The following is a 14339-nucleotide window of genomic DNA, read 5'->3' on the forward strand; positions in this document are numbered from 1 at the left end:
TTAGGCTCTCACTGGTTGAATTTCGTTTAGGTTAAAGAGTAGCTCTAGTTGGCTGCCATTCGCTAGTAAGCGTTCTGAAGAGCGGTTAAGCAAGTCAACAGTGAGCTCACACTCTTCAACGTTCACTTGATAGCGAATAACATTACCTAGAAGCTGGTGGTTGGTGATCGTACCTACTTGTGGCGCTGAGATGTGGCTATCATATTGACGACCTTGCTCTTTTACATATATAGACTCTGGGCGAATCGCCACTTTCCATTCGGTATCAATGTTGAAGAGTTGCTTGGCTTTATTGGCCTCTACAAGGTTGTAGTGCCCCATGAAACCGGCCACAAACTCGTTAGCAGGATGAGTATAAATTTCTTCAGGTGTTCCTGCTTGAACAATTTCTCCTTTACTCATTAGGAAGATACGATCAGACATAATCATCGCCTCTTCTTGGTCATGAGTTACGAAGATAGTGGTGAGATTCATCTCTTTCTGAATATCTCGGATTTGCTGACGAAGGTGTTTGCGGATTTTGGCATCAAGCGCAGAAAGTGGTTCATCAAGCAATAATATGCGAGGTTTCACCACCAACGCTCGAGCGAGTGTGACACGCTGGCGCTGACCACCAGAAAGTTGATGCGGATAGTGTTTTTCTTTACCTGCCAGATCCACCAGTTTGATGACTTTAGCCACTTCACGTCGAATATCATCATTCGCAAGCTTTTTCATTTTTAAGCCAAATGCAATGTTGCCTTCGACGGTCATATTGGGAAACAGCGCATACGATTGAAAGACCATCCCAATACCACGCTCTTGCGGGACTTGATGCGTGATATCTTCTCCGTTTACCCAAATCTCGCCTCCATCGACAGGGTTAAGCCCAGCAAGGCTGCGAAGTAGTGTCGATTTACCACAACCGCTAGGGCCCAAAAGCGTAATGAATTCACCTTGCTCGATGTTAAAGTGAATGTCCTCAAATACGGTGTTATCACCAAAACGTTTAGTCAGATTTTTCGCTGTTACGTAGCTCATTGTTTGACTCCTCGGCTGAAACGACTTGCCAACCAAGTCAGTAAAAAAATAAATAGGAAGTAAGTCATCACTAAGGCAGACGTAAAGTGGCCGCTCGTCTGACGCATGTTATACAAGTAGATTTGCAGGGTTTCATAACGTGTGCCGACTAAAATATTGGCGAACACAAACTCTCCCAATAGAAATGAAAATGAAAGGAAAAGCGATGCCATCAGTCCTTTTTTGAGGTTAGGTAAAATGACCATCAAAAACGCTTTGGTTGTGCTTGCTCCTAGCAAGTGTGCAGCGTCCATTAAATCGTTAAGGTTAATTGCTTCGAAGCTATTAGAAATCGCACGATACATGAACGGTAACGCGATGGTGAAGTAAGTACCTACTAGAATCCAAGGAGTACCGATAAGGGAGATTTCACTGTCAGCATAAAGTTGAAGCAAGCCGACGGAGGACACCACTGGTGGTACAGCGAATGGTAGCAAAATCAATACGTTCATGAGCTTATCGAGCCTTGGAAAGTAGTAAAACACCACGAATATCGCTGGCAGAACTAGAATCACACTGAGGGTTAGCGAAGCAATACAAATAAACAGCGAACGCCCAAATGCTTGCAAAAAGCGTGGGTCGGTCAGCAATTTAACGTACCAATCAAAAGTGAAACCATCTGGAAGCACCGTGGCGCCCCAGCGTGATGAAAGCGAATAGACAAAGGTCGCTAAAATCGGGATGAGCATGATCCCAACAATGGAATAAACCACCGTTTTATGGAATCGAGTATTAACGTTGTTCATGACTACTTCCTACCTGCAGAGCTTTTCGAAATGAGCCATTGGTTAATCACTGTGATAAAGGCAAGTAACGCCATTAGAATCACCGAAATTGCAGCGGCGAGATTAGGTTCAAGGAACAGGTCTCCCGATACCAGACTCGCAATTCGAATTGTGATGACGTTATAGTTACCGGAGGTCAGCGCATAAACACTCGCATAAGCGCCAATTGCGTTGGCTATTAAGATAATAAAGGTACCGAATAAGGCTGGTGAGAGCACTGGCAGCGCGATTTTCGCCCAATACTGTGATGTTTTGGCTCCCAGTAGCGCAGCAGCAGCTTGCCAATCATCACTCAACGCGTCGAACGCAGGGTAGATCAACAATACCGCCAGCGGGATTTGGAAGTAGATGTAAATGGCCAGCAGGCCCCATTTACCATAAAGGTCGAAATCACCTAGTAAGCCATACTGCTTGAGCAAAAGGGTAATCGCCCCGTTGGTGCCCAAAATAATAATAAAAGCGAATGACAGAGGTACGCCTGCAAAGTTGCTGCTCATGTTCGTAAACGCAATCACACCGTCGCGGACTTTAGAATCGACTCTGCGCAGAGAAGAGACCAACAGAGTCGCAATGGCTAAGCCAAAAATGCTCGACCATACAGCTAACCACAAACTGTTGCCAAACGCCTGCATCATAAAGGCGGAGTCGAGCACTTCAATGTAGTTATCGAAGGCAAACTCGCCATCGTAGATAAAGCTGTTTAACAGTACCCAAATCATCGGTGCGAGTTGAAATAGGTAGAAAAACAGCGCGAAAGGCACCAACCAAATGGCTGGCTTAAAGCGCTTTAACCAAGTACTTGCCAAATTTGAGCGTGATTCGCTGGAGCTTGGGGAGAGGACTGAACTGCTCATAGTGCTAACAATTCCTGAGTGTATGGCTTCGTGTGGTCAAGGTTTAGCAATTGACAAACGGTGCCACAAATATCAGTTTGCTTAATATGACAATCTTGATGGGTAAACTTATCACCAATGACAAACAGGGGAACTTCTCGCTCTTCAGGTAAAATCCCACCGTGAGAAAGATCGTTGTTCATGCCATGATCGCTAGTCACAATGATTTGATACCCATCAGCAAGCCATTGATCGATGTAGTTGGAAAGAATAATGTCTGCACCTCGCGCACAATTGCGGTATTGGCGAGAGTCTAGGCCAAACTTATGTCCTGTATCGTCGATATTCATCGGATGGATCAGTAAGAAATCAGGTTGATAGTTGCGGCGTAAATACTCTGCGTCCAGGAACAAGGCTTCATCAGGATAATGATCCCAATGGTAAAAGCAGCCGTGCTGGATATTCAGGGTTTCATCATGCGTGAAACGATCGCGAACAGGTTCAAACGGCGCGCGATTATAAAGCTCACTTACCCAGTGGTAGGCAGCCGCAGCGGTCACTTTTCCTTGGGCTTTTGCCAAACTGAAAATGGAATCGTGTTTGGATAGACGAACGATATTGTTGTTTACGATGCCGCTTTCTACAGGGCGAACGCCCGTTAAAATGCACTCATAAAGTGGGCGAGACATAGAGGGCAGCTCACACTGCACAGGATAAAGCGTTGCGCGAGTTTCTTGTTGGGAACGACTTTGTTCTAGAAGACCATTGAGGTAGCCCATGCAATCACGGGCTACCTGATAGTTCAGTCCATCTAGAACAACAAGGATGACCTTATTGCTCATAACGACTTACTCTTATTGCTGGTGGATTAAGACACTTTCTTGCCATTGACGTGGCAGCTTACGTGCGGACTTTTCCCAAGCTGAGAAGTCAGTCACTGGGTGAACATTGCTGTATTGGTCATTAGCAATTAGCTTGTCTTGCACTGCTTGAGGCAGTGTGATGTTGGTGCGGATTGGACGCGCATAACCTTCTGCTAAGTTGATTTGCCCTTGATCGCTGAAGATGTATTCACGAGCAAGTTTTGCTGCATTAGGGTTCTTCGCGTATTTATTGATTATGGTTGTATAACCAGAAATCACAGAGCCATCTTGAGGAATGCTCACTGTAAAGCGGTCGCGGTCAATTTTGTCGCGGTAGTTCAATGCATTGAAGTCCCACATGATCGCCACTTCCACTTCGCCTTTTTCTAGGTTGGCGATGTTCGGATCGGTAAATGAAAGACGACCTTGCTTCGCGAGTTCAGAAAAGAATTTGAGCGCAGGCTTGAGGTTGGATTCGTCCCCACCGTTGGCGAACGCTGCGGCGAGAACCGCGTTGTTTGCCTGTGCTGCTACGCCTACGTCACCTACGGTCACTTTGTAGTCGCCTTTTAATAGGTCATCCCACGTTTTTGGCGCGTCTTTTACGAGGTTATTGTTGGAGATAAAAGAAATAGTGCCAGTGTAAGCAAGTGCCCAATGACCATCTTCGTCTTTTGCCCAATCTGGGATGTCATTCCAAGTTGTTGGTTTATATGGCTGAGTGACGCCTTTTTTTACCGCTACACGTGCGAAGGCAAAGCCTACGTCACCAATGTCTGCGGTCGCGTTTTTCTTCTCAGCTTCGAATTTTGCGATTTCTTGAGCCGAGCTCATATCCGTGTCTTGGTGCTTAAGGTTGTAATTTGACTTTAAATCAGCCCAAGTGTCTTTCCAGTTTGCCCAACTGTCAGGCATACCCACACTGTAAACCGCCCCTTCTTTTTGTGCTGCTGCTACCAAAGATTCAATATCGGCTTCTTTCGCTACTGTTGGCGTAGCGAGCGTTACCGCAATGATTGCCGCTGGTGCGGTAATTGAACGACTTAGCAAAGTTTTCATTGTCTCCATCCTTCTGGACTAGGTCAGTAAGTTCGCTTTGTATGCTATGGATGGAATGTGACGATTTAGCGCAAGTAATTTGACAGTTTTGCTGATTTTATATGGCACTTATATTTCATACGTTCAGTATGTGTTCTGTTGATTAATGTCATATTTTTGTTACGTAAACGCCTTATGTTATTCGTCAAATTATCCTTGGACTAGATCAGAATGAGAGCGACAGGCACCGGACAATTTGGTACCCAATTAGGAAAAATTAGAAGCAGCTTAAAACAGCAGATTCTTTCCGGCATCATGTCGGAAGGACAAAAACTGCCGTCAGAGAGAGAGCTCAGTGAGCTGTTTTCTACAACTCGAATCACTATCAAAGATGCGTTGGTGTCTTTAGAAACTGAAGGTCTTATTTATCGAGAAGAGCGCCGGGGTTGGTATGTATCTCCTGAGCGTATCTGTTACAACCCGTTGTCTCGTTCTCACTTCCATCAGATGATTCGAGAGCAGCATCGTATTGCAGAAACTAAGTTACTCAACGTGCGAAGTGAAATGGCCGCAGGTGAGTATGCCAAATCGTTAGAGGTGGAGCGAATTACCCCAATTTATGTAATTGAACGGTTACGTTTTATTGATGGGCGAGCGGTATTGTTTGTTGAGAACGTGCTCAAAGCGGCACTGTTTGAGGGTATATTGTCTGAGAACCTCACCATGTCCCTGACGGGCATTTATCGTGAGAAGTATGGTTACGAGACAAAGCGCTCTCGTTTTGATGTGATTCCCACGTCAGCTCCTGCTCATGTCGCTAAGGCGTTGAACCTAGCTGAAGGACAACCCGTTCTGAAAATTCGGCGGGTAAACTACAAACAAGATGGGCATTTAATGGACTGCGAATTCGAGTATTGGCGTCCAGACGCAGTGATGATTCGCATTGATAGCGTAGGATAAAGCGCAGAATTAAAAAGAGCCCAATGAAGGGCTCTTTTTCGCATATTGGTTAGAGAGGCGGTTTAAACGAGGCCTTGCTCTTTCGCCATTCTGCTTGCAATGCCGGGTGCTTTCCAAATGCTTGGCAGCAAAATGAAAGACACAGGCACGGCGGTAATCACAATGAAAGACTGCAATGCAGAAATACCACCAGAGCCCATTGAGATGAGCGCAATAGCGACAATACCCATAATCAGACCCCAGAACGAGCGAATCACTGCGTTTGGTTCTGTTGAGCCCGTCATCACTACACTGATTGTGTAAGTCATCGAGTCACCCGTCGTCACGATAAATGTTGTCGTTAAGATCAGGAACAGAACCGAAATGATCATTGGGTAAGGTAATTCACCAGTAATCGCTAGCAGTGCTGCAGGCAAGTTAAAGCCTTCAAACGCAGATGAAATCAAACCAGGGTTATCAAGTTCAAACGCAAGGCCACTGCCACCAACGATACTAAACCAGAAGCAAGTAATCAGCGGTGCCGCGATGCTAATTGACATGATTAATTGGCGAATTGTACGACCACGAGAGATACGAGCAATAAAGATCGCCATCATTGGGCCATAACCGATAAACCAACCCCAGAAGAATACTGTCCACCAACTTAGCCAGCCTGTATCACCACGGTAAAGTGCCATAGGGAAGAAGTTATCCACCATACGACCAACGCCTTGCACGTAGCCATCAACGATAAAGCTTGTCGGCCCGAAGAACAGGATGTAACCAATTAATAGTACAGACAAAATGATGTTGTAACGACTGACGATTTGAATACCCTTGCTCAAACCGCTCAGTGCGGAAAGGGTATACATCAGGATCGCCGCCATGATAACCATGCTTTGCGTTACGAACGTATCTGGCAGGCCAAACAATGAGTTTAGCGCGTAGCTAATTTGTAAACCTAAGAAGCCGATAGGACCGATGGTTCCTGCTGCTACTGCAATGATGCTACATGCGTCAGCAACATCACCAATCCAGCCTTTAATGGCTTTATCACCAAACACAGGGTAAAGCAGAGTACGCGGCTTAAGAGGCAGGCCTTTATCGTAATGCAAGTGCATTAAGACAATGGAAGATAGACCACCAAGGATCGCCCAAGCTAAGAAGCCCCAGTGCATAAAAGACTGAGATAGGGCATTGATTGCGGCAGTTTTCGGTGAGGCTTCCCCGTATAGAGGCGGAGCAGTCACAAAGTGCGCGATAGGCTCAGCTGCGGCCCAGAACACACCACCACCTGCAAGTAGAGTACAGAGTACGATTGACAACCACTTAAAGTTATCAATATCAGGTTTCGCTAGACCACCTAGGCGCACATAACCAGTGCGACCAAACGCAAGAGCCAAACCAATTAGGAAATTCAGAAGAAGCAGTACTTGCCAGTAAGCTCCGAAATATTTAGTAGCAAAGCCGAAGCCGGTGTTAACCATTGCGGTTAGAGAGTCGGTATTCGTTAGAGCAAGTAAAACGAATAGAGTGAGGAAGCTACCACTTAACCAAAAGACAGGATTGGTTAGTTCGAGGCGCTTGAGTAAAGATGGGGGATGAATAGCAGAATAGTCAGCATCCTGAATAGGCGCTGTGTGGGAGGCGGCATTCGTCATATTTGACATAATTACTTCGCTTTTTAGGGCTATGAAGCCGTGCATTTCCCCTCACATCGTTTCAACGAAAAGTGTGAGGATGTTCAAAAAGCCGATGATGTTAACATGTCGAAGTTGCAAATATAACCTTAGATTTCGATTAATTTTTAACAGGTTAGCCAAGTTGCTGATTTTTGGGTAGAGATCAAAAGAAAGAGTTTTTACGTGAAATGCACCGCATTTCGTATGTAATTAACATTTCCCTTGTTTTTGCATGGGATTGTCAGGATTACATTGAGAAAACATGTTTTTCCCAAGCTAAGGTTTAACTCGATGGCTCACTTCGAACTTAACGGGCAGTGGATGCTTACCTCGCCACAGCGTCCCAATCTTGAAATTCCAATGTTTATTCCGGGCGATAATGTGTCGGCGCTTTTACAAGCAGAGCAGATTCCAGATCTTTATTTTGCCGATAATGAAAACAAAGTTCGATGGATTGAAGAGTGTGAGTGGCATATCTCACGTGAGTTTGAAGTCGACGCGTTTACGTTGTCTGCCAAGCAAATTTGGATGACGCTAACTCGTGTCGATACCTTGGCAACCTTCTATGTTAATGGTGAGCTAGCACTAACTTGCAGCAACATGTTTACCCAGCAACGTGTGGATATTAAACCGCATTTAAAGCAAGGTACTAACACGATTCGGGTTGAGTTTGCTCGGGCGGATTTAGAAGGTATCGCAAGAGCAAAAAAACTGCCATTCCCTATTCCATCGGCAATGGGCAACAACCAAATTCCACACATGAACTTGATCCGCAAAACACAATGCCATTCCGGATGGGACTGGGGCATTTGCTTGATGGTATCGGGTATTTACGACCCCATTCAAATCGACATTGTGAATGAGCTTTGGCTCAAAGGCTTCTCGACAGAGCAGCAATGGCAAGCCGATGGGAGTGTGTTTCTTGATGTAGTAGTTGAAGTGGAAACGGACAGTCAACGCCATGAAATGATGGTTGAATTTAATGGTGAGCGTCAATGTATTCAAACAAAAGGAAGTGGTCACTATCATTGCCAGTTCCACATTTTGGAGCCTCAACGCTGGTGGCCATCGGGTTATGGCGAAGCGTATCTCTATCCCATTACCATTTCTTGCAGAGAGCAAAAGTTAACGCACAACATTGGTTTGCGTCAGTTAACCCTAAATAACCAAGCTGATGAGCACGGCTCTGCAATGGAATTTATCGTCAATGGCGTACCGATTAATGCTAAAGGTGCCAACTGGATCCCTATTGACGCAATGCCGGGGCGAGAGTACGAAACACGTTATCGCAACCTTTTGCAAAGTGCGGTTGACGCCAACATGAACATGATTCGCGTATGGGGCGGTGGTCAGTACGAGAGTGAAACCTTTTATAACCTTTGTGATGAACTTGGCTTGTTGGTGTGGCAAGACATGATGTTCGCCTGCTCGTTGTACCCATCAAACGACGAGTTTTTAAAAGACGTAGAAGAAGAACTTAGATTCCAAATCCCGAGGCTTAAGAAGCACCCATCAATCGCACTTTGGTGTGGTGACAATGAGGTGATTGGAGCTATTGGTTGGTATGACGAATCTAAGCGCAGCAAAGTCAAATACACGGTTAACTACGATCGCCTCAACCGCATGATTGAGAAGGAGATTACCGAGCAAGATAGCACTCGCCGTTTCTGGCCAAGTTCCCCATGTAATGGTGAACTGGATTTCGGTGATGCGTGGCATGATGATAGTAAAGGCGATATGCACTTTTGGGACGTTTGGCATTCAGGAAAATCATTCAGTGCCTACCTTGACGTGAATCCTCGTTTTTGCTCTGAGTTTGGTTTTCAATCTTGGCCATCTTTTGCTGAAGTTAAGCGGTTTGTCCCTGAGCAAGACTGGAATATTACATCCCCAACTTTCGAACAACATCAGAAGAACCCTCGTGGTAATAGTATTATCACAGAGATGTTCACGCGCTATTTTCGTTTTCCCTCTGGATTTGAGAGCATGCTGTATTTAAGTCAAGTTCAGCAGGCAATCGCGATCAAAACTGCTTGCGATCATTGGCGTGCCATTTCTCCAGTTTGTCGCGGCATGCTGTACTGGCAACTCAACGACAATTGGCCTGTCAGTTCTTGGTCTAGTTTGGAATACAGTGGTCGATGGAAGCAGTTGCACTACCATGCAAAACGCTTTTTTGCGCCGCAGTATTTGGTATTTTCCGAGCATACAGGCAAGTTGAGCCTACATTTGCTCAATGATGCAAAAGAGTCCGCAAGCGTCAACGCACTGCTTAAGTGGGTAGATTGGCAAGGGGAAGAAAAGCAATGTTGGAGCTTAGAACAAACAGTCATAGCAGACAGCAATACGATTTTGTGGCAGTTGGATGAATTGATCGAGAAGGATGAACTTACGTCAGGCTTCTTCTATGTTGAAGCGCAAATCGGTGAAGACAGAATAAGCAACACATGGTTTAGTACTCACGAGCTAAAAACCTTGCCGATAGCGAAAGCCAATATAGATGTCTCTATTGAAGGGAGGCGAATTACATTGATTGCGGATAAGCCTGCGTTTTTTGTTCATTTGGAGAGTGATGCTGATGGAAGGTTCAGTGACTCTAGTTTTACTCTGTTGGCCAAGGTTCCAATGACGGTTGAGTATTTAGGTGATCATGTTTCAGGTATGCAGCAGTCGTTGAGGGTATACCACCTTAATGATTAAAGCGGGCATAGAACATCTATATGCTGATAACTAAAAAGGGAGCATTTGCTCCCTTTTTAGTTATTAAGTATCCGTTATTAAGCTCAGGTTGAGACAGAAGTTTATTTAAGTTTCTGATGGACCCGATAGCTAACGACAAAGCCAATGTAGAATAGTGCAGCAAGAGTAATCACTGCCGTCGCGTACGCCAGCAGGCTGTTTAACCCTAAACCAAAAGCCAAAGTGAAGGCGATACCATGAATGGCTTCCGCAGGGATTCGGTACCAAGCAGAGTGGACGGAAGATCCGAAGAGGATAAAGGTACTAAGTAAGACAATCGTGCCGCCTATAAAGCCGACCCATCTGCTGTTGTTCATGTTGCAGTCTCAGGGGTTACCGAGGTAACGTAACAAAATATTTCAGGATCGTATTATACAACCGATCATCGCGAAAAGCGCTAGAGAAATTTCGCGGATAAAACAGAGTGTTTTAATTCGAACAAAAGAATACGACATAGCCAACTTAATACAGGAATAACAAAACATGTTGAGATTTATACAACGTCGCCGCATTAAGAAAGTGATTAAGCTAATGAGTACCAGATTGATAGTGGGATACGGCAGTCGTGAGTACTTTTCGGTTGGTCAGGTAAAGACGAGCACCAGCGAGTTAAGCTTAAGCGCGTGCCAACAAAAAATTGCGTTGGCGTTGTATGCGAATCCGCAAGATCTTGATTTGGAAAACCAACCAGAATTGCAAGCAATACGCTCAGACGTGGCGCATGATTTCTTTTCTGGTGCCGATTATACCGCTCAAGATGTGCTTAATTTACTCGGCTCTGGTGGCTGGAAAGGCGGTCGAATGGAAGATGGAATGTCTCATCATTTTGGTATGCACAGTCGCTATTAAAAACATGCGTTAATTTTATAAATTCGATAAATATTTTTGCTGTTAAAGATTAATTAAATTTTCTTTCAATTGGGTAACAATTACCTAATTATGCACCCGAATCCCAGCGCGTCGCTGGACTGGTTGGATTGCATACCATGAAATTAATCATCAAAGGATTGGGGCTGAGTGCTCTTGTGCTCAGCATGTTTGCTCATGCAGATAGCAAAACGTTGAACGTTTATGCATGGGGTGGCTATTTGCCGGAATCATCGTTAAAAGCGTTTGAAAAACAAGAAGGCGTTACGATTAATTATTCGACCTTTGAGAATAATGAATCAATGTACACCAAGCTAAAATTGCTAAAAGGTTCTGGCTACGATGTGGTTTTTGCTTCTGCGTACTTCATTGAAAAAATGGGGCGAGAAGGGCTGCTTTCGAAAATAGATCACGCTCAAGTGCCAAACATGCAAGACACAATGGACGGTTTACTTGGCCAAGCGCACGATCCGAAAAATGATTACTCGCTGCCTTATATTTGGGGCATTACCGGGATCAGCTACAACGAATCCATGGTTGAGCAACCAGTGACCAAATGGGCAGACTTATGGGAGTCTCAATACGAACAACAAGTCATGCTGATTGATGACGTTCGCGATGTGTTCGGTATGGCGCTGAAGAAAAATGGCCATAGCGTGAACACAAAAGACGAAGCAGAAATCGAGCAGGCTTTTGATTCTCTAGTCGCGCTGAAAAACAACGTATTACTGTACAACTCAGATGCGCCGCAAGTCCCTTACGTGTCCGGTGAAACATCGGTCGGCATGCAATGGAACGGCAACGCATTCCAAGGACAGGTTGAAATGCCTGAGCTGAAGTTCGTGATGCCGGAAGAGGGCGCGGTATTGTGGATGGACAACTTCACTATTCCGTCTGGCAGTAAAAACAAAGCATTGGCGCATAAATTTATTAACTTCATGTACCAATCAGAGAACCAAGCGGAAATCGTGACCAGTTTGGGTTATGCGTCGGCAACGAACGCTGGGCGTGACAAATTGCCAGAAGAATTGAAAAACAACCGTACTATTTTCCCTTCATCAGAAGACATGAAAAAAGGCGAGTTTATTAATGATGTTGGCGCAGAAACGTTAGCGATTTACGAAAAGTACTGGCACCGTTTAAGAACGCAATAAGCAACGCCTTTGTCTATTGTTAGGCTTAAAATCGTTCAAATTTGAATTCCCCTCATCACGAAAGCGGTGAGGGGAATTTTTTATGGGCTTTGTACTTCGAGTGTTACTACGCGGCACGCTTCACGAGGCAGAAGTGCTTTTTACCGCGTTGCAGTAACCAATATTGATCAAACAGTGGGAAGCTCAAACTTGGGTTATCAGCCGCCACTTTTTCACCGTTTACACTGATGGCGTTGTTGCTGATGTGTTCGCGTGCAACACGCTTCGAACTTGCTAAACCCGACTCAATCAACAGCTCAACCAAATCTTGCTGTGCGCTCTCAATGCTTGGTAAACCATCCAACTCCAATTGTTTTAATTCACCCAAACTCAGTTGTTGCACATTACCGCTGAATAAAGCTTGAGTGATGCGCTCGGCGCTAGCTAGGCCTTCTTCGCCATGAACAAATCGCGTCATTTTCTCAGCGAGGATACGTTGTGCTTGTGGCTTACCTTGGCTTGCTTGGTCTTGCGCTTCAATGCTGGCAATTTCTTCGCAGCTCAAGAACGTGTAGTAACGCAGGAAGTGGTAAACGTCGGCGTCTTCTGCGCCAAGCCAGAACTGGTAGAACGCGTAAGGAGAGGTCTTGCTAGGATCTAGCCATACTGCACCACCTTCAGTTTTGCCAAATTTGGTGCCATCGGATTTGGTGATCAGCGGCAGAGTTAAGCCAAATACTTGCTCACCATTTTGACGGCGAGTTAAATCGATCCCGCTGACGATGTTTCCCCATTGGTCATTGCCACCGATTTGCAAACGGCAACCGTATCGACGGTTTAGCTCGGCAAAATCGTACGATTGCAGTAGGGCGTAGCTAAATTCGGTGAAGGAGATACCTTGGTCAGGTCGTTGCAGGCGTTGTTTTACCGAGTCTCGGTTGACCATAGTATTGATCGAGAAGTGCTTACCCACATCGCGGAAGAAGTCGATCACATTGATCGCTTTCATCCAGTCAGCGTTGTTCACCATGATCATCGGCTTGGTCAGTTGGAGGTTCATCAACTGCTGAATTTGATTAGAAAGATCGTTAACCCAGCCTGAGACGATTTCCTCTGAGTTCAGACTGCGCTCAGTCGCTTTAAAGCTTGGGTCGCCAATCATGCCCGTTGCACCGCCAATCAAGGCTATAGCCTGGTGTCCGGCATCTTGAAAGCGCTTAAGCATAATCAAAGGCACGAGGTGGCCGATGTGCAAGCTGCCTGCTGTAGGATCGAAGCCGCAGTAAACGGTTTGAGGCTGTGAGAGAAGTGTCTGAATTTCTTCCAAATCGCTGGCTTGTGCGATCAAGCCACGATCTTGTAAATCTTGCAGTAATGGTGTCGTCATTCTTTTTGTCTGTTTTAGTGGTTGTTACATTCAGACTAAAACGCGACACCTTTTCTCGATATATCTCTTAAGGGACAGTTTTTTATCTTGAATGGAGAATGAGGTGATTGAGGAAAAGCTGGAATAACTCACTCAATGAAGACACATTTAATTGCGAGTAAATTCGCTTTCGATGATTTTTGACCGTGCCTTGAACTAAGTGTAACCGCGCGGCAATTTCTTTGGTGTCAAACCCTTGAGCGAGAAGCGAAGCCACCTCTTGTTCGCGACGGGTGAGTGATTCTACGCCAAACGTTGCTAAAGCTTGCTCAATGGCTAATCGCATACTGCCAGAATAAGCACTCTGTGCAAAAACAGGCTCAGAAAAGGTAAATTCCGTTTGTTTCCAATGCTGCTGACAAAGCGACTGAATTATCGGGAAATAGGGCTTTAGCTTATTGATTTGTTGCTGAGAAAAGTATTTTCCATCAGTCATATATCCGAAGTACAGCATGACCCAACGGCCAGATTCAACTTCGACTAGCATGCTAAGCTCGTCTTTCCACCCTGTTTGATGATAGAACTGCTCGCAGTATGAGGTGAAGTCAACGCCTTTACGCGCCACGTCTTTGAGCGTAAATACGCCTTGTTGCTTTGTCTCGTTTAGTTTGAGAAAAAAAGGGTCATTTTGAAATGAGTCAGTAAGGTAGCGTTGAAAAAGTAACTCTCGCTCGTTCTCAATTGAGTCGTAGAGATAAATAGGATGTTTACCTTCTCGGTAACCTAAAATAACTGCGCAATCAAAATGAAAAAGAGTGCGAATGACACGCATAAGTTTAGGAGTAAAGTTAGGCGTGTTAAGAGCAGAAATTGCTTCTGCTAGCAGATTATTAAAGTTATTGTCAGGCATGGGATACCGAATTGCAGGTGGTTTTGCGCAAGCATAACCAAAAGCAATCCAACGAGAAAGGGAAGTCGCCATCTTCTGGTGACTTCCATAGAGAAAGTTGCGTAAGTGCTCAGTTTTGAGGAATC

At 45.1% G+C, this 14339-nt stretch carries 13 protein-coding genes; 4 read left to right on the forward strand and 9 right to left on the reverse strand.

Going from position 1 to position 14339, the window contains the following annotated elements; genetic code table 11:
- From R7O13_RS00975 to R7O13_RS00995, 5 genes are read right to left on the reverse strand one after another with little or no spacing between them, the layout of a single operon-like run.
- The gene (locus R7O13_RS00975; protein WP_318302742.1) at positions 1-1020 is read right to left on the reverse strand and encodes an ABC transporter ATP-binding protein; all 1020 of its coding nucleotides are present in this window, start codon (positions 1018-1020) and stop codon (positions 1-3) included.
- Complete coding sequence (locus R7O13_RS00980; protein ID WP_005373859.1) at positions 1017-1805, reverse strand: ABC transporter permease; 789 nt, start codon at positions 1803-1805, stop codon at positions 1017-1019. Before R7O13_RS00980 ends, R7O13_RS00975 begins: the two co-directional genes overlap by 4 nt.
- Positions 1806-1807: 2 nt before the next feature.
- The gene (locus R7O13_RS00985) at positions 1808-2698 is read right to left on the reverse strand and encodes an ABC transporter permease (protein ID WP_318302743.1); all 891 of its coding nucleotides are present in this window, start codon (positions 2696-2698) and stop codon (positions 1808-1810) included.
- Positions 2695-3519 (reverse strand): alkaline phosphatase family protein, encoded by an 825-nt coding sequence (locus R7O13_RS00990; RefSeq protein WP_005373854.1) that lies wholly within the window; start codon positions 3517-3519, stop codon positions 2695-2697. Before R7O13_RS00990 ends, R7O13_RS00985 begins: the two co-directional genes overlap by 4 nt.
- Before the next feature lie 12 nt (positions 3520-3531).
- Positions 3532-4599, reverse strand: coding sequence for an ABC transporter substrate-binding protein (locus tag R7O13_RS00995; protein WP_005373851.1), 1068 nt, complete (start codon positions 4597-4599; stop codon positions 3532-3534).
- A gap of 210 nt (positions 4600-4809) precedes the next feature.
- On the opposite strand from R7O13_RS00995, the gene R7O13_RS01000 reads away from it, so the two are divergent.
- Positions 4810-5538: a UTRA domain-containing protein gene (locus R7O13_RS01000; RefSeq protein ID WP_005387087.1), complete on the forward strand. Its 729-nt coding sequence runs from the start codon at positions 4810-4812 to the stop codon at positions 5536-5538.
- 62 nt (positions 5539-5600) lie between these two features.
- On the opposite strand, the gene R7O13_RS01005 is transcribed toward R7O13_RS01000, so the two are convergent.
- Positions 5601-7187: a BCCT family transporter gene (locus R7O13_RS01005; RefSeq protein WP_005373846.1), complete on the reverse strand. Its 1587-nt coding sequence runs from the start codon at positions 7185-7187 to the stop codon at positions 5601-5603.
- A 303-nt stretch (positions 7188-7490) separates the two neighbouring features.
- Here R7O13_RS01005 and R7O13_RS01010 point away from each other — a divergent pair, with 303 nt between their 5' ends.
- On the forward strand, positions 7491-9899 hold the full coding sequence (locus R7O13_RS01010; RefSeq protein WP_318302745.1) for a beta-mannosidase: 2409 nt from the start codon (positions 7491-7493) through the stop codon (positions 9897-9899).
- 101 nt (positions 9900-10000) lie between these two features.
- On the opposite strand, the gene R7O13_RS01015 is transcribed toward R7O13_RS01010, so the two are convergent.
- Positions 10001-10255, reverse strand: coding sequence for a hypothetical protein (locus R7O13_RS01015; RefSeq protein ID WP_017819806.1), 255 nt, complete (start codon positions 10253-10255; stop codon positions 10001-10003).
- A gap of 166 nt (positions 10256-10421) precedes the next feature.
- On the opposite strand from R7O13_RS01015, the gene R7O13_RS01020 reads away from it, so the two are divergent.
- Positions 10422-10787, forward strand: a complete 366-nt coding sequence (locus tag R7O13_RS01020; protein WP_054576155.1) for a DUF6559 family protein — start codon at positions 10422-10424, stop codon at positions 10785-10787.
- 137 nt (positions 10788-10924) lie between these two features.
- A complete protein-coding gene (locus R7O13_RS01025) occupies positions 10925-11959 on the forward strand; it encodes an ABC transporter substrate-binding protein (RefSeq protein WP_213866892.1) in 1035 nt (344 codons plus the stop codon).
- 106 nt (positions 11960-12065) lie between these two features.
- On the opposite strand, the gene tyrS is transcribed toward R7O13_RS01025, so the two are convergent.
- A complete protein-coding gene (tyrS, locus tag R7O13_RS01030; protein ID WP_213866893.1) occupies positions 12066-13325 on the reverse strand; it encodes a tyrosine--tRNA ligase in 1260 nt (419 codons plus the stop codon).
- An 82-nt stretch (positions 13326-13407) separates the two neighbouring features.
- The gene (locus R7O13_RS01035; protein WP_021707696.1) at positions 13408-14214 is read right to left on the reverse strand and encodes a response regulator transcription factor; all 807 of its coding nucleotides are present in this window, start codon (positions 14212-14214) and stop codon (positions 13408-13410) included.
- Positions 14215-14339: the final 125 nt, after the last annotated feature.

It is taken from the genome of Vibrio sp. Y176 (assembly GCF_033438945.1).